Genomic DNA, 20,022 nt, shown 5'->3' on the forward strand with positions numbered 1-20,022 from the left:
TGTCGGCTCCGCTCAGCGGGGCGCAGATTCACCGGCCTGACGTTCGGGCGTGGGCCGCAGATCGAGTTGAATAGACGGGTGACTTCTGCAACTCTCGTTCCCCGCCTGCGCACCGACCTCGCCGCCGCTCATTTCTCGGTTCCCGGTCTGACCGGACTGTGGGGAATAGACGCGGACGCTGCCCTCCGCCGCAATCAGCGGGTTCCGGCCCAGCGGGCGCTCGCCGTGCTCGCCGCGAAGCTCGGCCGGAACGAGCCCGCCGCGACCCTCGCCCGGTTGTTCCTGCTCGGTGACGCAGTGCCGCGAGCCGACCTGGACGCCGCGCTTCCGACGCTCGGGGCGGTCGGCGCCGCGGAGCTCGGGCTCGTGGCGGCGGACGGTTCGGCCGACGTATGCCCGCTCGTCGACCTGCGCCCGTACAGCTTCATCGACGCGCACGGCGCCGGCAGCTGGTGGATCGTGAGCGATCTGGGGGAGCTGGCGCTCGGGCATCCGCTGGGCGAAACGCACGTTCTCGGCATTGGCGGAGCCTCGCGCACCCTCAGCGGGCTCATGATGCCGACGGCGGTCGAGCGGGCGCTCGACATCGGAACCGGCTGCGGAATCCAGGCCATGCACGCCTCGCGGCACGCCGAGCAGGTCGTCGCGACCGACATTTCGGTGCGGGCGCTCGAGCTTGCGGCGCTGAACGCCGAGCTCAACGAGATCGACAATATCGAGTTTCGCTTTGGCAGCCTGTTCGAGCCGGTGGCGGGGGAGCGGTTCGATCACATTATTTCGAACCCGCCGTTCGTGATCACGCCGCGCGCCGAGGGTGTGCCGAGCTACGAGTATCGGGATGGCGGAATGGTCGGCGACGCCCTGGTCGAGGCCGTCGTGCGCGGGGCCGCAGACCATCTCACCCCCGGCGGCGTCGTGCAGCTGCTCGGCAACTGGGAATACCACGATGAAACGGATGCCTTCGAACGGCTCGAGCGCTGGCTCACGCCGGGTGCCCTCGACGCGTGGATCATCGAACGCGAGGTGCAGACGCCGGGTGAGTATGCCGAGACCTGGATCCGCGACGGCGGCACCCGCCCTGGTCCCGATTTCGACCGGCTGTACAACGCCTGGCTGAACGACTTCGAGGCGCGCGGAGTGGGCCGGGTCGGCTTCGGCTACCTGCTGCTGCGCCTGCCGGATGCCGCATCCACCCTGGGCGCCGCTCCCGGCCTGCGTCGTCTCGAGCGCCTGCCCGATGCCCTGGGCCACAACCCGGCCGGGCTCGGCGCGCACCTCGCCGAGTGTCTCGCCGCGCACGACTGGCAGGCGGCAACGGATGATGCGCGCCTGTTGCGCACAAATCTCACCGTGGCCTCCGACGTCACCGAAGAGCGCCACTACTGGCCCGGCCAGTCGGATCCGACGCTGATGACCCTGCACCAGGGCAGCGGATTCGGCCGCTCGGTGCCGCTCGACACGGCCCTGGCCGGATTGGTCGGTGCCTGCGACGGCGACCTCGCGGTCGGTGCCATTATCGGCGCGCTCGCCCAGCTGCTCGACGCCGACGAGCCAGCGCTTGCCGCCGAACTGCTGCCCAAGGTGCGCGCCCTGCTCGTCGACGGCTTCCTGACATTCCCTGATCCCGTCTAACTCGGCCCCCAGCCCCCGGGTACGCTCGGCCACCCGGCATAACTCTGCAACTAACTACGTCAAGGGGAAAATGTCAATCGGCACGGTCTGCGGTGAGAGGGCACTAACCTGACGCCATGACTCCCGCACCCGCGCTCCCGGCCGCCTTCGACCTCGGCGGGCACACCGCACTCATCACCGGGGCGGGCAGCGCCACCGGTATCGGCTTCGCCGCAGCACGGATGCTGGGTGAACTCGGTTGCCGGGTGATCCTCACCGGCACGACGGCGCGGGTGCACGACCGGGCGCGCGAACTGACGGCACACGGACTCGATGCGAGCGGAATCGTCTGTTCCCTCGACTCGGTCGACGGTGCCGAGGGACTGCGGGTGGCGCTCGCCGCGACCGGGAGCGAGCCGACGATTCTCGTGAACAACGCGGGCATGGTCGCGGTCGGCGACGCCGAGATGGGCCACGGAGATATCCTGACCAGTCCGGCCGAGTGGGAACACGGCCTCGCCATCAACCTGTCCACAGCATTTCATGCCACTCGCACGGTGATCCGGTTCATGCGCGCGGCCGGATGGGGTCGTATCGTGATGGTGTCGAGCGTGAGCGGGTCGATCATGGCCAGCCGCAATGATGTCGCCTACGCCGCAGCGAAGGCCGGGCTGGTCGGGCTGGTGCGGGCGCTCGCAGTGGACGAGGCCGAAGTGGGCATCACGGCGAACGCCGTCGCGCCCGGCTGGATCTCGACCGGCTCCCAGCTCACGAGCGAGGCTCTGGAGGGTGCGCTGGTTCCGGCCGGCCGAAGCGGCACGCCGGGGGAGGTCGCATCCGTCATCGCGTTTCTTGCCTCGCCAGGAGCCGCCTACGTCACCGGGCAGGTGATCGTCGTCGACGGCGGTAACTCCGTGGCCGAGGAGCGCCGGTAACCAGCGGCTCTCGAGAAGAAAATGTCAAGCGGCACGGTCTGCGGTAGTTTGGTCTCATGACTGGCGCCGTACTGAAGCTCTGTGGGCGCGCGCCCGGGATCCGCCGTTCTGAAGCAGACCGATCGTGAAGCGGCGCACTTTTCTGCTCGGCACGGCGTCGGGGTTTTCAGTCCTGGCGCTTGCGGCGTGCGTGGAGCCGGAGCAGACGCCGGTGCCGACGACATCCCCGGCGCCAACCACACTCACCCCCTCGCTGGTTCCGCAGCCGCTCGCCGTCTCCCGCACCAACTGGTCGACCGACCCCTTCTCGCGCGGATCCTTCAGCTACGCCGCCGTTGGGGCCACCCCGGAACACCGCGTTGCGCTCGGTCAGGCCGTCGATGCCCGGGTGTTTTTCGCCGGTGAAGCCACAGCAGTGGACGAGCCCGGCACGGTGCAGGGCGCCCGCGCGTCCGGCCTGCTTGCGGCCAGCCAGGTGCAGGATGTCGCGGCTCCCGGCGAACGTATCACCATCGTCGGCGCCGGGATTGCCGGCATCACAGCGGCCCGCCAACTCGTCAATGCCGGCTACGACGTCGTCGTGATCGAGGCGCGCGACCGCATCGGTGGGCGCATCGACACCGTCAGCAGCGACTGGCCCTTTCCGATCGAACGTGGGCCCTCCTTTGTGCATCGCACTTCTGACAATTTTCTCGACGATGAACTGACCACGCTCGGGGTCAGCCTGCTGCCGTTCGTGCGCACCCCGGAGGTGCGCACCCGGGCTGGCGCCGTCGTCGAGGTGTCGACGCTGGGCGCTGAGGCTGTCGCCGGTGCCCTCGACTGGGCAGCGGATCAGCAGCAGGATGTCTCGGTTGAACGTGCCCTGATCGATTCGGGTGAAGCGAAACTTTCGAGCACGCGCAACGCCGACGGCCTGTCGGATGCCGACTGGCTCGAGTACGAGATCGCCACGAAACTCAAGGTTGAAACCGGGGCAACACCGAGTCAGCAGTCCGCCTGGTACACCACCGACATCGGCAGCGCCGACGACGACCAGATCGTGATCGGCGGCTATTCCACTCTGCTGAAAAGTGACGCCGACGGTCTGGAGCTATTGCTATCGAGCGTGGTCAACCGGGTCGCCCACGACGACGGTGGCGTGAGTCTGCGCCTCGGCACCGGCGAGTCGCTCTCAGCCGACCGGGTCATTCTCACCGTGCCGCTTGGCGTGTTGCAGACTGCCGCGATCGAATTTTCGCCGGCGCTGCCCTTCGCGCATCGCGGTGCCATTGCTGCCCTGGGAATGGGGGTACTCGACAAGGTCTGGCTGCGCTTCGACGAGCCATTCTGGGACACCGAGGCCCGGCTCTGGACCATCGTCGGCGAAGACGCCGATTTTCCGGTCTGGGTGAACATGATGCCGCTCACCGGGGAGCCCATTCTCATGGGGGTCGTGGCCGCCGAGAACGCCACTCGGCTGTCCGAGCTCGATGACGACGAGTTTCTCTCCGCGGCGCTCACCGCGCTCGAGCCGTTCCTGGCCGTTCCCGACACGGCAGTTTCTGACGAATAGGCGCGCGGCTCAGAGGGACGAACCCCACGGCGGCAGCAGGTGCCGCGGCATCCGCTTCAATCGGGTGATCCAGGTGAGCAACGCTGCGATTCCGGTGATGATTGCCACGATGATCAGACAGTAGAACACGGTCTCACCGGGGCCGCTGACCTGCCGGGCGTCGAGGAAGAAGTAGGGATACCAGCCGACGATCGGCCCGCGAATGAGCGTGAACACCAGCCAGAACACCGGAAACACGATGGCCCAGCCGAGATATTTCCACGGCAGGCGAGCCTTGAACGGGTCGACCATCCAGTCGATCAGGGCGCAGGCCGGAATGACGAAGTGCAGCAGCTGGCTCGACCACGGCACCTCGATTGAGTAATTGGCGCTGGAAGACTGCCAGACGATGATTCCGTAGACCACTCCGGAGACCAGAATGTAGGTCGTTACCATGGCGCGCAGCATGTCGACCCAGGCCGGGTCGGTCGGTCGCCGCAGGGCCACGATGGCTGCCGTGACGATCACGGCGACCGCTGCGATGGCGCTTTGCACGGTGAAATAGCTGAAGAAATTCGCGATGGCAAAGGTTGCGACACCGAGTGTGTAGTAGAAATAGCCGCTCAGAGCGAATATTCCGGTTGCGGCCAGGCCGAGGCGCGCCAGAGCGAACGCTGTGCGCGTCGTCATTGGCGTCCCCCGGCGGGGCTTTCGCGCGCGGTCATAATGCAACGCTACGCCAGCGTTGGGGGCGTTTTGACCCTAGTCGGTGATCTGAAAGTCGCTTGCGCCGGTCGCGGCGATGTCGCTCACGTCGAGCGCCGTGACGACGGCATATCGCGGGCCGGTTTCGAGCCAGCGCAGCATGCGCGAAACGGATGCCTCCCGACCCTCGATCTCGAGTTCCACCGTTCCGTCCGGGCGGTTGCGGCAATATCCGACGAGTCCCAGATGCCGGGCCTGGGCAGTAGCGTCGTACCGAAATCCGACGCCCTGAACTTCGCCGTGGGCTAGCACTCGTTTACGTATCACGGGACTATTCTGCTCCGCCGAGCTAGTCGCCCACCCGCAGGCTCAGCCACAGCATGAGTGTGTCGTCGGCGTTGTCGAGGTCGATGCCGAACAGTTCCTGCACCCGCCGCAGTCGGTAGCGCAGCGTGTTCTGGTGCACCGACAGCAAGGTGGCCGTTCTGGCCGAGTCTCGCCCGCAGTCGAGGTAGCTGCGCAGGGTTGCGGCATACTCGGTGCCGGAGCGGGAATCGAGGTTGAGCACCGCCTGCGCCTGCGCCGAAAAGAGCCGCGGGGTATCCCGAAGAACCTGCCCGAGTTCGAGCAGACTCAATCGGCTGCCGACGTTCCGCGCGCTGACGACCTGGCCGGTATCGGCTGAATGGTCCGTCAACAGGAGGACCAAATCCGCGTCCCGCCGCGACCGGCTGATCGTGTCGACACCGGTCACCCGCGACCCAACGGATGCCCGCAGCACGATCCGCATCGCTCCCGTAGCCCGGGTCACCAACCGTGCTGCCATCGCCTCGATGCCGATCAGTTGCGTGTCGTCGAGCTGACCGCCGAAAAAAAGGGCATAGACCGTGGTGCCGATGGCCACACACTCCGTGCCGCTCTGGTGCGCTTCGCAGGCCATCGCCACCAGATCAACCAGCCGGTTCAGGCGCAGCTCGTCGCCCGCGGGGCCGAACTGCGGTTGAAAGGCCAGAGCCACGAACGGGCCGGCCAAGTCGAGGCCGAGCTGAGCGGCGACGAGTCGGGCATCCGCATCGCCGTCGAGCAGCCGGCGCAGGAGCACAGCGCGTTGCGCCCGAGCCAGGTCGGCCGCGCTGCGGGCGCGCAGAATGTGCAGCGCCGCGATGGCTGCGGCGCGTTCAAGCTCGGTGGCGGCAGCATCGTCGAGCGAACCGGTGACGTCGACGACCCAGATCGACCCAAGGGGCTCGGCGCCGGCCCGCACGGCGACGGCCAGTCGGGCCAGCCCCACCGGCACGGCGGGTTCGCCGGGCAGGCTCGGTGTCATCGCCCCGGGTAGCCGAACCGCGCCGGACGCCCGAAACAGTGCGGCGTAGGCCTCTGCGTTATCGGGGAGGTCGGGCACCTGACGGCCCAGAATACCGTCGCGCCTGGTGTCATCGATCGGCTGGTCTGGCAGCGTGGAATACGCGAGGACCCGAGTCTGCAGGTCTTCGATCGCGGTCGCACCGCCGACCATCGCGGCGATCGCATTTGCCAGCGCGAACAGGTCACCGACCGGCAATCCCAGGGTAGTCATTCGTTCACCATACCCATCCGCTTTGTGCTGCACGACCATAACTATGCTCTTTCTTGGTGCTGCTCGCTAAAGATCGGAGGCTGCGACCCGACCACACTGGGCAGATGTCCCCGCACCGGCCCCTCGCCGCACTCACGGACCAGGCCCAGCAGGCGGCCCGGGTCGCCGCCGAATCGGCCGGGGTGCGGGTGAGTGACGAGGCCAGCCTGGCTGGCTTTCTCGAGGTCGAGCAGCTGTTCAATACGGTCTGGCTGCTGCCGCCCGGCGAGAGCGCCATCCCCTCCGAACTCTTACGCAGCATTAGCCACGCCGGCTGCAACGTTACGGCGGCCCGCGACCAGACCGGCCGCCTCGTGGGCGCCGCTGCGGCCATCGTTAGTCCGAAGTCCGCGTCGATGTACTCCCTGATTGCCGGGGTTCTGCCCGGAATCAGCGACCGCGGCGTCGGCTTCGCCCTGAAGCAGCACCAGCGGGCCTGGGGCCTGGCGCGCGACCTGACCGAAATGACCTGGACCTTCGACCCCCTGGTCAGCCGCAACGCGCGCTTCAACCTCACCAAACTCGGCGCCTCGGCGAGCGAGTACGCCGTCGACTTTTACGGCCCGATGCAGGGCGAGATGAACGCGAACGACGAGAGTGACCGACTGGTCGCGGTCTGGCCGCTCACGAGCACGCAATCGACTGCCTGCAGCGAGAACCGCCAGGCCCCGATCGACGGCCCCTCCTACAGCCCGAGCGATGTGCTCAGAGTAGGACCCGACGACGACCCCGTGCTCGTAATGGCGGCCGGCGCCCTGTGGTGCCGGGTTCCGACCGACATTGTGGCACTGCGCGCGCAAAACCCGCAGCTCGCGGCCGAGTGGCGGCGCAGCATCCGTTCTATTTTTACCGACGTATTCGCTTCGGGGCATATAGCCCGTGGGGTCAGCCGTGACGGCTGGTACCGACTCGCACCAGGAGGAACAGCATGAAAATCGAGACCATCGAGCTACGCCGTGTACACCTGCCGCTGGTGCGGCCGTTCCGTACCTCGTTCGGCACGTCGACCGAGCGTGAAGTGACGCTGGTACGTGTCATCACAGCGGATGCCGAGGGCTGGGCCGAGTGCGCCGCCGACGCCCACCCCCTCTACAGCTCCGAATTTCTGGACGCGAGCGACCTGGTCATTCGCGACCACCTTGTGCCCCGGCTGCAGGCGCTCGGCAACCGGCTCACAGCCGAATTGGTTGCCCCGGCGCTCGAACCGGTCAAGGGCCACATGATGAGCAAGGCCGTCCTCGAAACGGCCATTCTCGACGCGCAGCTCAAGACCACCGGGGTGTCCTTCGGCGGCTACCTCGGCGCCGTGCGGGACACCGTGCCGGCCGGCGTCTCCGTCGGCATCATGGACTCAATCCCCGAGCTGCTTGACGCGGTCGCCGGCTACCTCGCCGAAGGCTACCTGCGCATCAAACTCAAAATCGAACCGGGTTGGGACCTCGCCCCGGTGCGCGCGGTGCGCGAACGCTTCGGGCCAGACATTCTGCTGCAGGTCGACGCCAACACCGCATACACCCTCGCCGATGCCCGCCACCTCGCCCTGCTCGACCCCTTCGACCTGCTGCTGATGGAACAGCCGATGAAGGAGGACGACATGCTCGGCCACGCCAATCTGGCCAAGCTCATCTCCACGCCGATCTGCCTCGACGAGTCGATCGAATCGGCCAGAGACGCCGCAACGGCGATCACCCTCGGTGCCTGCAGCATTATCAACATCAAGCCCGCCCGAGTCGGCGGCTACCTTGAAGCTCGGCGCATTCACGATGTCGCAGCGGCACACGGCGTGCCGGTCTGGTGTGGCGGCATGCTCGAAACCGGCGTCGGTCGGGCCGCGAACGTGGCCCTCGCCGCGCTGCCGAACTTCGTGCTGCCGGGGGATACCTCGGCCTCGAACCGGTACTTCGCGCAGGATCTCACCGCGCCGTTCGAGCTCGAGAACGGGCACCTGCGGGTGCCCACCGGGCCCGGCATCGGCGTTGAGGTATTGCCCGACGTGCTGGCCAGCGTCACCGCCAGCACCGACAGCATCCGTTTCTAGCCTTAACCAACAACAGGAGACCGTCATGACCCTGCACGTGAAGCTCGAAACCCGCATCTCGCGCCGACTGGCCTGGCCGGTGCTCGGCCTGGTCGCTGCGCTCGCCCTCAGCGGATGCTCCGCCACCGTCGACAATACCGAACCCGCCGCCGTGACCGGCGACGTCGACCCGGCCGCCGCGGCCGCCCTGCCCGAATCGATCAAATCGGCCGGAATCATCAGGGCGGCCTCCGACATTCCCTACCCACCGATGGAAATGTACGACGCCGAGCAGAACATCACCGGTTTCGACCATGACCTCGCGGCCGCCCTCGGAGTGAAGCTCGGCGTGCGGTTCGAACTGCAGAAGCAGGCCTTCGCGACCGCGATTCCGTCGCTGCAGGCCGGCAAGAACGACGTGATCATGTCGGGCATGAACGACACCAAGGAACGGCAGGGCACCCTCGACTTTGTCGACTACTTCCACGCCGGATTCTCGATTCTCGTGCTCGCCGGCAACCCCGAGAACATCACCGGGGTGCTCGATCTGTGCGGCAAGGAGGTCGCCGTTCCCAAGGCCACCGTGCAGGCGGATATTCTGCGCGGCTACGACGACGAGTGCACCGCGGCCGGCCCCGGCCCGGTGATCATCTCCGAATTGCCCGGCGAGACTGAGGTGCAAACCGCAGTGCGGTCCGGCCGGGCCGTTGCCGAGGTCGTCGACTCCGCCGTCGCCGCCTACACCGCGCAAACCGCCGGTGACGGTGAGATGTTCGAGGTCGTCACCGACGAGGCCAACCCGAACGGGTACAGCCCTGTCTACAGCGGAATCGGCATTCTCAAGGAGAACAGCGAACTCAGCGAGGCCATCCGTCTCGCCCTGGTCGCGACCATCGCCGACGGCACCTACGCCGAGATTCTGGCCAAGTACGACCTCAGCAACTACGGGCTCGACGAGGCCGGCTTCAACCTCGGGTCGTGACCTGATGCCGAACCCACGCGCCGTAGCCACCCGCGAAAGAGACTCTCGCGATCCGGACCCGCGCAACCCGCGAGCCCCAGTGGCGCGCGACCCTGACGACATCGACGCGGTGCCACTGCGGCATCCGTGGCGTTGGGTCATCGCGGTGCTGCTCCTGCTCGCGTTCGCCGGAATCGCCGTGTCGCTGTGGCAGAACGACAATGTGAACCATCCGACCATCAACGAGTTCATCTTCGACCGGCGCATTCTCGACGGCGTCGTACTCACGCTCGTGCTCACCGTCGTGTCGATGGTCGTGTCGACGGTGCTCGCCGTGCTGCTGGCCGTCATGCGGCTCTCCAACAACCCGGTGATGAACGCGCTGTCCTGGCTGTACGTCTGGGCTTTTCGCGGCACGCCGCTGCTGATTCAGATCGTATTCTGGGGCTACCTCGGGCTGCTCTATGCGCAGATTACGCTCGGAATTCCGTTCACCGACTTCAGCCTGTTCTCGGTCGATACGAACACGCTGATTCCGGCCTTTGTCGCGGGGCTCCTCGCGCTCACCCTTAACCAGGCCGCGTACTCGGCCGAAATCGTGCGTGCCGGAATGCTCTCGGTCGACGAAGGCCAGTACGAGGCCGCCTACTCGGTCGGTATGAGCCCCACCTTCACCCTGTTCAAGGTTGTGCTGCCACAGGCGATGCGGGTGATTATTCCACCGATGGGCAACGAGACCATCTCGATGCTCAAGAACACCTCGCTGCTCTCGGTGATCGCGGTACTCGAGGTGTACACGGTCGCCACCCAGATCTCCTCGCAGAACCTGCGCCAGGTCGAACTGCTCGTCGTCGTCAGCTGCTGGTATCTGTTTCTCACCTCGGTGCTGTCGATTCCGCAGTACTACCTGGAACGTCATTACGGCCGCGGCAACGCGCGCACGCTGCCGCCGACCCCACTCGGACGGGTCTGGGCGGTCCTGCGCCCAACGCCTCGCCCGACCACACCGAGAGCGGATGCCCCATGACCGATACGCGCGTCACAACAGCCGCACCGACGGCATCCGTTTCTGCACCCTTGTTGAGCGCGCGCAAGGTTCGCAAGAGTTTCGGTGGTGTCGAGGTACTCAAGGGCATCTCGCTCGAGGTCGCGGCCGGGCAGGTGATGTGCCTGCTCGGGCCATCGGGCTCCGGCAAGAGCACGTTTCTGCGCTGCATCAACCATCTCGAGCGCATCGACGGCGGCCGCATCTCCGTCGACGGCGAACTCATCGGCTATGCAGCCAGACACGGCCGCATCTTCGAGATGAACCGGCGCGAGGTCGCCAAGCAGCGCGGCGGCATCGGCATGGTGTTCCAACGATTCAACCTGTTCCCGCACATGACCGCCCTCGAGAACATCACGGCGGCGCCGATCGGGGTGCGCGGGCTGGCCAAACCGGCCGCCCTGGCTCGCGGCCGGGAGCTGCTCGACCGGGTCGGACTCGCCGACCTGGCGCAGTCGTACCCCGCGCAACTCTCAGGCGGGCAGCAGCAGCGCGTCGCGATCGCCCGCGCCCTGGCCATGGATCCGAAGCTGTTGCTGTTCGATGAGCCGACGAGCGCGCTCGACCCGGAGCTGGTCGGTGATGTGCTCGATGTGATGCGGGCGCTCGCCGCCGATGGCATGACGATGGTCGTGGTCACCCACGAGATCGGCTTCGCCCGCGGTGCCGCCGACGAGGTCGTGTTCATGGACGGCGGGGTCGTCGTGGAGAGCGGGCCGCCAGCGAGCGTGCTCGACCATCCGCAGAATCCGCGCACCAAGGCATTCCTCGACAGCGTCATGTAGCTCGGCGGACGCGCACGCCTGACCGGGGCCTACTCTGTAAGCAACGAAACCCTGGAGGAACAATGACCGTGTTGACCGCCGATTTGTACGACGAACGTGGCGACGAGCTGCAATCCGTGCCCCTGCAGTTTCAGACGATCGGCGGGCGGGCCCGGTTCAGCGGCCCGATTCGCACGGTCACCTGCTTCGAGGACAATGCGCTGCTCAAGTCGATCCTGTCCACGCCGGGAGACGGCGCCGTGCTCGTCATCGACGGGGGTGGTTCGCTGGGCTCAGCGCTCATGGGCGACATGATCGCCGACCTCGCCGTGGCGAACGGCTGGTCTGGCGCGATCATTAACGGCGCCGTGCGCGACCGGGTCGCCATCGGAGCCCTCGACCTCGGAGTCAAGGCCCTCGGCAGCAACCCCCGCAAGAGTTCCAAGACCGGTTCGGGGGTAGCGGATGCCGTCGTCGAGATCGCCGGCGTCGTCTTTACCCCCGGGCGCACGGTGTACTGCGACGAGGACGGCATTCTGGTCGAGCGCTGACCCCTTAAACGCGTGAAGCGCTGAGCGAATTCGCTCAGCGCTTCACGGAAAAAAGGGAATTACTGCAGAACGTCGTCGATGCTCACGACGATGAAGTTAGCGTCGAGGTCGACGTCGCGGTCATCGCCGTTGTCGAGGGTGACCTCAACCTCGTAGAGGTGGTCCCAGTCGTCATCGCGGTCGAAGTCGGTGACGCGACCGCTGCCGATCGCGGCGAGGGCTGCGGCCTCCGCGCTGGCACGGTCGCTGGCGGCCTGGTCGGCGGAGCTGGTGTCGGCCGTGGCACTCGGAGTGGTGATTGCGGAAGCGCTCGGGGCGGCGCTCGACGGGGATGAGTTGCTGTCGTCGGTGTCGTAATCGCCGACCCAAACCACGTCGAAGGCGTCGTTGAGCTCAACGTCGACGGTCGTGCCGTCGTCCAGACGCACCTCGAGGTCGTAGGCGCTTCCGCCGTCGTCGTTGCGGTCGGCGTTCGTCACGGTGCCGGGGCCGACCTCGGCCAGGGCGGCGTTGCTGGCGCGGTCGAGGGTCTCACCGGTGAGGGGGCCGTCGTTGTCGTTGTCGCTCACGGCGAGGGCAATGCCAGCGCCGCCGAGGAGCAGAACCACGCCAGCGGCGGTGGCGATGAGAATATTCTTCTTGTTCATGGTGCAGTGCCTTACCTCGGTGCCCCCAGAAGCCGGAGACCGAACGGCCGTGCCCAAGTTGCTGGGTTCAGCATAAGCGAAACAATGTACACCCCCTAATGTGCGGGGGCAAGCCATGGCCTATTCACTGGCCGCCGGTCAGGAGGCCCAATTCCCTGGCTGAAGCTGCCCGCCCGGCGGCAATAGAAACCGCTCAGCGGCCCGGTGAAGGGCCGCCGAGCGGCGCAAATCGGTGAGCGGTTACGCGGCGGGCGTGCTCGGGGTGTCGGTCGGGGCGACGGGTGCGGTGCCGTCGGTCGGCGGGGTGACGCTGGTGCCGGCATCCGCTCCCCGGGGGCCGCCGTGACCGCCGCCCATGCCGGGACCACCGATGCCGGGATCACCCATACCGCCGTCGATGCCATGGCCCGCCGAGGCCGTGGTGATCGACGTCGCATCGAGGCTCGTGTCATCGTCATTGACCGTTCCGGTGGCGCGAATTTCGGTGCCATCTTCGAGGTCGGCCGCAAGCCCGTCGCCGTACTCGGTGTCGTCGGTAACGTTGATCGTGCGCACGAACCCGTCGTTGTCGGTGATCGTGATGGTGTCGCCCGACACGGTCAGCACGGTGCCCGAGATGCTCGGACCGGAAGCGCCGAGGGCGGCCCTTCCGGTGGACGACCCCGGGCCGCCCTCAGAGTCGGAGCCACCGTGGCCGGGGCCATCGGAAATGCTGGAATTGTTCGACGCAAGCTCGGCGTTCGAACCGGAATTCGCGGCAATGCCGAAGCCGATTCCGGCGCCACCGAGGATGATGACCGCGGCAGCGATTCCGCCGATAGCGACCGGCTTGCGGTACCAGGCGCGGGGCTTCGGCGCGGCGGGATCGAAGGGCACGCTCGGGGTGGCGTAACCGGCTGAGGCTGCCGCGAACGGAACCGTCGCGTTCGCGTCGACCGGCGTTCCCGTTAGGGGAACGGTCGCGTTGGAGTCAAAGGGCAGGGTCTGCTGCGCGTCGTACGGCAGGTCCGACTGCGCGTCGAAGGCCTCGGTCGCGGCGGTATCGGTGCTGGACTGGGCAGTGTCTGTCTTCTTAGTGTCTGTCGTGTCCGCGCTGGTGTCCAAGGCGTCGGGCGTGGTGCGGGGCTCGACGGTGTCGTCGGCACCGTCGGCGGGATCGATGGGCTGGGAATCGTTGGTGCGGGTCATGCTGTCTCCTGACGAACTGAAGTGAGTGGGGATCTGTTTTCAGCTTCTGGCGCGAATCTGAAGACGAACTGAATCCCGCCCGACGCCGCCAAACGGTCAGCGGGCGCATAGCAAACGCCCAGCTTGGCCCCTCACTGTTAGACCGTGCCCACTGAACCTGCCCGCGTCCTCGTCGTCGAAGATGAAGACGTGCTGCGCAGCGCGATCGGCCAGGCCCTCACTCACGCCGGGTTTGTGGTCGATACCGCGCCGGACGGCACGAATTTCGCCGAACGCATTGCCCGTTTTCGACCGGATGCCGCGGTGCTCGACATTATGCTGCCCGGTGAAAACGGCCTGCACCTGGCCCAGCGGCTACGGGCGGCCGGCAACACCCCGGTGTTGTTCGTGACCGCCCGCGACGCGGTCGATGACCGGCTCGCCGCCTTTGAGGCCGGTGCCGACGACTACATCATGAAACCGTTCGTGCTGGCCGAGCTTGTTGCCCGCGTCACCGCCGTGCTCCGCCGCACCGGCCGCCTGGTCTCACCGACCATGCAGGTCGCCGACCTCGTCGTCGATGAGGAGGCCGCCACAGCCACCCGGGCCGGCCAGCTGATCGACCTCACCGCGACCGAACGACGCCTGCTCACCTACCTCGTGCACAACCGCGGCCGCACCCTCTCCAAAACCCAGATCCTCACCCAGGTCTGGGGCTACGACGACTACGACCCCAACCTGGTCGAGGCCTACGTGAGTACCCTGCGCCGCAAACTCGACGCCAACGGTCCGCGCCTCATCCACACCGTGCGCGGAATCGGCTACCGCCTCACGGGCTGACCGGCTCGTCTCGGCCAGCGGATGCCGTTTGCTCGCGACATCCGTTTATCTCCCGCTCCCATTAGAAAGCACCCCTCATGCGGACCACGTCCCTACGATTGCGAGTCGTCGCTGCTGTTCTGGCGATGCTCACGATTGTGCTGGTCACGGTCGGTATTCTGATCAACGTCGTGCTCGGCGGCCAGCTGCGGGCCGACCTGCAGCAGCGCCTGATCGACCGGGCCGGTTACGCGCAGATTCTGGCCGAGGAAGGTCTGGCGGCGCAGAGCCTGGCCAACCGGCTGACCGGCGATGACGTCACCGTGACCTACTCGGTCGGCGGCGACACCGTCTACGGCCGCACCGATCCCACTCCCCGCGGCGACCGCGGCCCTGGCGCTCCGCCGCACGCCGAGACCGTGCCCGGCGCCGTCGTCACCCAGAGTGGTGACCGCCTCTCGGTCACCCAGACCGTGGCCGGCGGAACCCTCACCCTCAGCTCGAGTGAGGCCGGCATCGACGCGGCCCTGGCCCAGCTGCGCACGATCGAGGTCGTCGCCGGTGCGCTCACGATTGTCGTTACCGGGCTGCTGCTGACCGGTGTGGTCGGGGTGGCGCTGCGACCACTGACCCGCATGACCGAGCTCGCGCTCGCCATCACCCAGGGCGGGCGCGGCGGCCGGCTGCGCCCGAGTAATCCGCGCACCGAGATCGGGCGCACCGCCGGCGCCTTCGACGACATGCTGCAGGCGCTCGAAACCGCCGAAAACACCTCTCGCCAGGCCGCGGCCGATGCGCAGGCCGCAGAAATCACGGCCCGTGATGCCGCGCAGGTCGCGGCTGCCGCCGAGGAACGGATGCGCCGGCTTCTCGCCGATGTCTCGCACGAACTGCGCACCCCGGTGGCCGGCCTGCAGGCCAGCGCTGAAACGCTGCTGCGCGACAATCCGGCCCGCGCTGAGCGCGAGAGCCTCACGGTCGGCATGATTCAGCAGACCCAGCGGGCTGCCCGACTGGTCGATGACCTGCTGCTGATGACCCGGCTGGACCAGGGCGATGAGGGCGCGGCCTTCGAACCGGTCGACCTGTCCGCGCTCACCCGCGACGTCGTTGCCGAGCAGCGGATGCTCGGGGCCAGCCGCGAATTCGACCTCGTGGTCGCGGCCGAGGTTTGGGTGAGCGGTGACGCCCAGCGCCTGGCGCAGATCGTGACCAACCTGCTCGGGAACGCGCGCACTGCGACCGAGCCGGGTGGCTGCATCCGTACCAGCCTGGCAATCGTTGATGGCACCGCCCGGCTGGAGGTCAACGACTCCGGCGCCGGCGTTCCCGCGCCAGACCGCGAGCGCATCTTCGAACGGTTCGTGCGCCTCGACCCGTCACGGGCCAGCAATCGCGGCGGCTCCGGCCTCGGCCTGTCGATCGCCCGGGCCCTCGCCCGCGCGCACGGCGGTACGCTCGAGTGCCTCGAACCGGTCGCGACGGGTGCGCGCTTCGCCCTGACGCTACCCCTGGCACGCGCCTAGCCCGCGACTATTCGCAGCCGGTTCCGTCACCGTCGCGGTCGAGGTGGCTGCCATAGCCGGGTTCGCCGGAGTGCACCGGCGCCGCGCCGGCCTCCCGAGCTGCGGTGCAGTTCTGAAAATAAACCTCGTCCGGCGTGACGACTGCAGGCTCACCGGTACTCGCGAGCTCGTCGGGGCAGTCCGAGAGGATGCGCGTCATCGCGTCGCGCTCGGCCGCGGTCACCCACAGCGCGTAGGTCGCCTTCACCGAGATTTGCCGGGCCACGTAGGTGCACCGGTAGCTTTTCAGCGGCGGCAGCCAGGTGGCCGCGTCGCCGTCTCCCTTGCGCGAATTGGTCACGCCGTCGACGGCGAGCAGATTGAGCGGATCGTTCGCCAACGCCACCCGCTGCTCCTGCGACAGTTGCTGAGCCCCGGTCTGCCAGGCATTCGACAGGGCAACGAGGTGGTCGATCTGCACGAGCGAGGAGGTCGCCTGGCCCCGCACAAAATCGATGGTCAGGCCCGTGAACGGCCCGACCAGGGTTCCGCTCTGCACCTCGCAGCCGCCCGCAATGACGAGCACGGTCAGGTCGCGGGCCAGGACGTCGTTGCGGGTGTCGCATCCGTTCTGGTCGACGTCTTGCCAGGCTGATCCGAAGCTTTCCGTGCGGTCATAGCCGGTTTTCGGCGCGCGACCCTTTACCGGCAGGGTTGCGAGCACGGAGAGGGCTGCGGAGTCGGACGTGGGCGCTGGCTGTGCGGTGGCCGGTTCGGCAGTGGCATGCGTTGATGGCGTCGCACTTGCGGAACTTCCGGTGTCGGCCAGATCCGGTGAAACGGATGTCCCCGCGAGCGACGTTCCCACCAGAATCGCCGCGAGGGCGGCCACGATCACCGCCGTGATCACGAAAGTCTTCTTCGGGCGACGGACGGCCATGGTGCTCCTTCTGGCCGCAAAGGCACGACCCCTCGAATATACGGCGTGCGCCGCGGCCGTCGGGTCAGGCCGCGGCATCCGTTTGATGAAAAAGGCACCCATTCTGGGGGTCTTCTTTCGGGGGCCGCACTGGCAGGATATAGAACCCGGCGAGGAGCACTCATGACTCACATACTCTCCACGCGGCGGCGTCTCGCGACGCCCCCGGAATTGCCCGAATCGAATCGCACCGGAGCGCTTCGATCAACACCCGGCCTGGCCTGGCTGCTCGATCGCGCCCCGCGCCGACCCGAACCCACGCCCACCGACCTGGCGCTGGCACGAGCCCGCAGCGAGCTGGCCGTCGACAGCTTTCTGGAGACGCTGCCCGAACATTGGGCGGCATTCACCTCGCCTGCCTTGACCGGCGACGGCCCAAGCGCGGCGCGGCTCATCGTCGGCCCCGGCGGCGTTTTTGCGCTGCACGCGCAGCTCTGCGACGGGCGGATCGCCTGGGTGTATCGCCAGACCGTGCACGTCGCGGGGCGTCGGGCCCCCGACCTGGCCACCGCCGAGGCTGGCGCGCAACGACTCACCACGCTGCTGCGCGGGCGGGTACCGCTGCGCACAGCGGTGCAGCCCGTCGTTGTCGTGCTCGGCGCCCGCGCGCTCTGGGCCCCGGGCCAAACTGGGCAGAGTTGGGCGGCGCCGGGTCGTCCTGCTCCGGTGGCGGTTCTCGGGGCGCGCGCTCTGGGCGACTGGCTGGCTTCCCGGCCGCAGGTGCTGCGTCCGATCGAACGCATGGAACTGGCCGCCGCCATCGATAACCCGCTGACCTGGGGCATCCGTCCGTCTATCCTGCCGCGGCCCGGTACCGTGCGGAATTAGCGCTTTTTGGGCCCGTTCCCCTTCGCGGAGAGCAGGCGCGCCCGCACCGAGAACGCGCCGCCGATCACGAGCGAAACGACGGCCGCCGGCAGAATGAAGTCGACGAACTGATTGCCCGAGATCAGGTTGCCCACCAGTAGCAGCACGGCCAGCCCGCTGAAACCGAGGCCCGCGATGGCGCAAACGTTGAAAGTCAGGTGTTTCACGGGGCAAATCCAATCGGTGGGGTGACTGTCAGGCTAGCCGACCTTGGCCTATTTAGTGGGGGAGGCGCCGGTCGGGGTCGTACCCCTATATTGACAAGCGGATGCTCCGCGCCAGCCTCGCGCGCCACTTCCTCAACCGGTCTGAGAATTACTCCGATTTGCTAACCAATGTCGCGCGCCGGCCGACTGTTACCCCTGAACGGGGACTCCTCGGCAACTGAATGGTATCGGGCGAAAGCCCGAGGTGAGGCGAGAACGTGATCAACGCAACGCTGGGCAATGGTGTGCACGCCGGCGACAGCGAGCCGGCGCCAGTGGTTTTGGCGGCGCCAGCCGTGTCGATGCTGCCCGGTTCTGACCCGTCACCGGCCACCGGGCGGTTCGCCGGGCAATCCCTCGTGGAAGAATTGTTGCGGCAACAGGAGGATCGGGCTCCGCGCTCCCGGCTAGCCCGCACCCTCGGTCGCTCCCCGCTCGATGCCAATGGCCTGGCCTGGTTGCGCGCGGCGCAGGCCGAGATGGTGGTGGGCGACATTCTCGCCCGGCTTCCAGAGGGCTACAGCGTCTTCCACTCCCTGCCCATTCGCAATACGGCGTTCTGGGTGGATCACCTCGTGGTCGGGCCCGGCGGAATTTTCGCGCTGAGTTCCAAAACACGCTGGGATCACGACCTGACCGGGTCGGTACGCACGATTCCGGTCGGCGATCACACCATGCCCTACCTGCGCGATGCGCGGTTCGAGTCGACTCAGATCACGGCACTGCTGGCCGGGGCAATGCCGGCAACGGCCGTGGTTCAGCCGATGATCGTGCTGGTCAACCCGCACAAAATTCGGCTCAATCGCAAGCCCGACGTCGTGACCGTCATCGATTCGCCCAGGCTGCGCCGGTGGTTGGTGGGGCGCCCGCGGCAATTTAGTGCGGAGCAGCAGGCTACCCTGACCGCGGTCATTGACGACCCGACCACGTGGCACACGCCGGTGCGAACGAGCGCGCCGGACCACCTGCACGCACGCTTCACCGCGCTCGAACAGGAGGTTTCGGCGGCCGGCGTCCGGCGCACTACGTTCACGGTTCTCGCCGCCGCCTTGGGCGCCAGCCTGCTGGCGATCGTGACGCTGCCCGTCATCGTCTCCGTCGTCGAGTACCTCGCCGCCCCCTAACCCGAATGCCGCGCGCCGTCCGCGGCTGGCCCTGCTGGCGCCGCGGACGGCATAACTCCTGCAAATTGTGGTCGGCCGCAAGCGGATGCGCCGAATTCCACCCAACTTTTCTGCCGCTCCTCCAAATTGCAGAAGTTGTGACCTGAAGCAGGGTGCGCTGGTGGCTAGATCAGCAAATCGGGACCACCGGCAGCCTGGTGTCCGGTGTTTTCGGGCCACCGCCTGCTCGATCGACCCAGAGATCCTGATTTAGCCACCATGACGGCGCAAGATTTAGGCGAGGCGCTCGAGAACGGTGCCCTCGCGCATCCGTTCGACGCGCACGACGTGGTCACGCAGGTCGCGCACGCCGCGCGGGATCGCGAGTTCGGCGACATCCTGCCCCTTGGTCGCGGCGTGCGACCGGGTCGGATGCTGATAGTCCGCGATCGACCGAAAGGTGTCGCGCCCGCGCGGCTCTTTGCTGTGCCGCTGAGCGAAGCCGGAGTTGATCGCGCTCAGCTCCATCTCGTCTTCGTGCGCCGCGACCAGGCTCTTGGTGCTCAGGGTGATCACGGTGTGGGCATCATCCCGATACGACCGGGCCTGCAGAAGTTCCTGCAGAAAGCGTGGCTGCAGGTGAAAGAACACCCGGTCGTTCAGCGCGGCGTACCACTCGGCGAGCGTCATATCGTCGAGGGCATCCTCCAGTGACGGCTCGTGAATCGCCTTTTGATGACGGATGACCGCGGTCCCGAATTCCGCATGCTCGAGCACGCGTGACTCACCGCGCCGCTTGCCCAGAATTGCCACCTGCGGCGCGCCCTGTTTGACTCCCCAGCGGGTCACGAGCGCGGATGGACTGAGCAGCCCGTGGCGCTCGATGGCTGGCCAACTGCCATCGGCGGCCACGTGGTAGAGCTCGGGGTACAGACGGATCAGATCGCGGGACAGCACAGTTCGAGAGTACTCGCCGCCCGTGCCGCCT

21 protein-coding genes are annotated in these 20,022 nt (G+C 67.2%); 13 read left to right on the forward strand and 8 right to left on the reverse strand.

Translation table 11 applies throughout. The features are described 5' to 3' along the window. Positions 1–78 precede the first annotated feature (78 nt). From E3T46_RS13610 to E3T46_RS13620, 3 genes are all read left to right on the forward strand, one after another. A complete protein-coding gene (locus E3T46_RS13610) occupies positions 79–1,632 on the forward strand; it encodes a methyltransferase (RefSeq protein WP_134578950.1) in 1,554 nt (517 codons plus the stop codon). Between the two features lie 116 nt (positions 1,633–1,748). Further along, the gene (locus E3T46_RS13615; RefSeq protein ID WP_134578951.1) at positions 1,749–2,546 is read left to right on the forward strand and encodes an SDR family NAD(P)-dependent oxidoreductase; all 798 of its coding nucleotides are present in this window, start codon (positions 1,749–1,751) and stop codon (positions 2,544–2,546) included. Between the two features lie 124 nt (positions 2,547–2,670). Then, positions 2,671–4,101, forward strand: a complete 1,431-nt coding sequence (locus E3T46_RS13620) for an FAD-dependent oxidoreductase (RefSeq protein WP_134578952.1) — start codon at positions 2,671–2,673, stop codon at positions 4,099–4,101. Between the two features lie 9 nt (positions 4,102–4,110). Here the strand turns inward: E3T46_RS13620 and E3T46_RS13625 are convergent, their stop codons facing one another. From E3T46_RS13625 to E3T46_RS13635, 3 genes are all read right to left on the reverse strand, one after another. After that, positions 4,111–4,770 carry a Pr6Pr family membrane protein gene (locus E3T46_RS13625; protein WP_134473318.1) on the reverse strand — a complete coding sequence of 220 codons (660 nt, stop codon included), beginning with the start codon at positions 4,768–4,770 and terminating at the stop codon, positions 4,111–4,113. 72 nt (positions 4,771–4,842) lie between these two features. After that, a complete protein-coding gene (locus tag E3T46_RS13630; RefSeq protein WP_134578953.1) occupies positions 4,843–5,112 on the reverse strand; it encodes an acylphosphatase in 270 nt (89 codons plus the stop codon). A gap of 22 nt (positions 5,113–5,134) precedes the next feature. Further along, positions 5,135–6,364: a helix-turn-helix domain-containing protein gene (locus tag E3T46_RS13635; protein WP_134578954.1), complete on the reverse strand. Its 1,230-nt coding sequence runs from the start codon at positions 6,362–6,364 to the stop codon at positions 5,135–5,137. Positions 6,365–6,468: 104 nt separating this feature from the next. Between E3T46_RS13635 and E3T46_RS13640 the strand changes: the two genes are divergently transcribed. The 6 genes from E3T46_RS13640 to rraA all read left to right on the forward strand — a co-directional run bounded on the left by E3T46_RS13640 (position 6,469) and on the right by rraA (position 11,741). Beyond that, entirely contained in the window at positions 6,469–7,335 is an 867-nt protein-coding gene (locus E3T46_RS13640; RefSeq protein ID WP_134578955.1) for a chorismate synthase, read from the forward strand. After that, a complete protein-coding gene (gene menC, locus E3T46_RS13645) occupies positions 7,332–8,441 on the forward strand; it encodes an o-succinylbenzoate synthase (protein ID WP_134578956.1) in 1,110 nt (369 codons plus the stop codon). The genes E3T46_RS13640 and menC overlap by 4 nt, the downstream gene beginning before the upstream one ends. Before the next feature lie 25 nt (positions 8,442–8,466). Beyond that, on the forward strand, positions 8,467–9,402 hold the full coding sequence (locus tag E3T46_RS13650; protein ID WP_134578957.1) for an ABC transporter substrate-binding protein: 936 nt from the start codon (positions 8,467–8,469) through the stop codon (positions 9,400–9,402). Positions 9,403–9,481: 79 nt separating this feature from the next. Next, positions 9,482–10,408, forward strand: a complete 927-nt coding sequence (locus E3T46_RS13655) for an amino acid ABC transporter permease (protein WP_241980751.1) — start codon at positions 9,482–9,484, stop codon at positions 10,406–10,408. Further along, on the forward strand, positions 10,405–11,211 hold the full coding sequence (locus tag E3T46_RS13660) for an amino acid ABC transporter ATP-binding protein (RefSeq protein ID WP_134578958.1): 807 nt from the start codon (positions 10,405–10,407) through the stop codon (positions 11,209–11,211). The genes E3T46_RS13655 and E3T46_RS13660 overlap by 4 nt, the downstream gene beginning before the upstream one ends. A gap of 62 nt (positions 11,212–11,273) precedes the next feature. Further along, a complete protein-coding gene (gene rraA, locus E3T46_RS13665; RefSeq protein WP_092448877.1) occupies positions 11,274–11,741 on the forward strand; it encodes a ribonuclease E activity regulator RraA in 468 nt (155 codons plus the stop codon). Between the two features lie 59 nt (positions 11,742–11,800). On the opposite strand, the gene E3T46_RS13670 is transcribed toward rraA, so the two are convergent. Together E3T46_RS13670 and E3T46_RS13675 are read right to left on the reverse strand one after the other, a co-directional pair. After that, positions 11,801–12,388: a PepSY domain-containing protein gene (locus tag E3T46_RS13670; protein WP_166790285.1), complete on the reverse strand. Its 588-nt coding sequence runs from the start codon at positions 12,386–12,388 to the stop codon at positions 11,801–11,803. Positions 12,389–12,628: 240 nt separating this feature from the next. Next, positions 12,629–13,576 (reverse strand): hypothetical protein, encoded by a 948-nt coding sequence (locus E3T46_RS13675; protein ID WP_134578960.1) that lies wholly within the window; start codon positions 13,574–13,576, stop codon positions 12,629–12,631. Between the two features lie 144 nt (positions 13,577–13,720). Between E3T46_RS13675 and E3T46_RS13680 the strand changes: the two genes are divergently transcribed. Both E3T46_RS13680 and E3T46_RS13685 read left to right on the forward strand, forming a co-directional pair. After that, positions 13,721–14,395, forward strand: coding sequence for a response regulator transcription factor (locus tag E3T46_RS13680; RefSeq protein ID WP_134443537.1), 675 nt, complete (start codon positions 13,721–13,723; stop codon positions 14,393–14,395). A 77-nt stretch (positions 14,396–14,472) separates the two neighbouring features. Further along, entirely contained in the window at positions 14,473–15,900 is a 1,428-nt protein-coding gene (locus tag E3T46_RS13685; RefSeq protein ID WP_134578961.1) for a HAMP domain-containing sensor histidine kinase, read from the forward strand. A 7-nt stretch (positions 15,901–15,907) separates the two neighbouring features. Here the strand turns inward: E3T46_RS13685 and E3T46_RS13690 are convergent, their stop codons facing one another. After that, complete coding sequence (locus tag E3T46_RS13690) at positions 15,908–16,819, reverse strand: DUF1524 domain-containing protein (RefSeq protein ID WP_134473307.1); 912 nt, start codon at positions 16,817–16,819, stop codon at positions 15,908–15,910. 162 nt (positions 16,820–16,981) lie between these two features. On the opposite strand from E3T46_RS13690, the gene E3T46_RS13695 reads away from it, so the two are divergent. Then, positions 16,982–17,686 (forward strand): hypothetical protein, encoded by a 705-nt coding sequence (locus tag E3T46_RS13695; protein WP_134578962.1) that lies wholly within the window; start codon positions 16,982–16,984, stop codon positions 17,684–17,686. Here E3T46_RS13695 and E3T46_RS13700 read toward each other — a convergent pair. Continuing rightward, positions 17,683–17,892, reverse strand: coding sequence for a hypothetical protein (locus E3T46_RS13700; protein ID WP_104133285.1), 210 nt, complete (start codon positions 17,890–17,892; stop codon positions 17,683–17,685). The two genes, E3T46_RS13695 and E3T46_RS13700, sit on opposite strands and share 4 nt — an antisense overlap. A gap of 257 nt (positions 17,893–18,149) precedes the next feature. Between E3T46_RS13700 and E3T46_RS13705 the strand changes: the two genes are divergently transcribed. Then, positions 18,150–19,055, forward strand: a complete 906-nt coding sequence (locus E3T46_RS13705) for a nuclease-related domain-containing protein (protein WP_134578963.1) — start codon at positions 18,150–18,152, stop codon at positions 19,053–19,055. A 273-nt stretch (positions 19,056–19,328) separates the two neighbouring features. Here E3T46_RS13705 and E3T46_RS13710 read toward each other — a convergent pair whose 3' ends face one another. Beyond that, positions 19,329–19,991, reverse strand: coding sequence for a hypothetical protein (locus E3T46_RS13710; RefSeq protein ID WP_134578964.1), 663 nt, complete (start codon positions 19,989–19,991; stop codon positions 19,329–19,331). Between the last annotated feature and the right edge of the window lie 31 nt (positions 19,992–20,022).

This window comes from Cryobacterium sp. Hh11 (assembly GCF_004404045.1).
Taxonomy (GTDB): domain Bacteria; phylum Actinomycetota; class Actinomycetes; order Actinomycetales; family Microbacteriaceae; genus Cryobacterium; species Cryobacterium levicorallinum.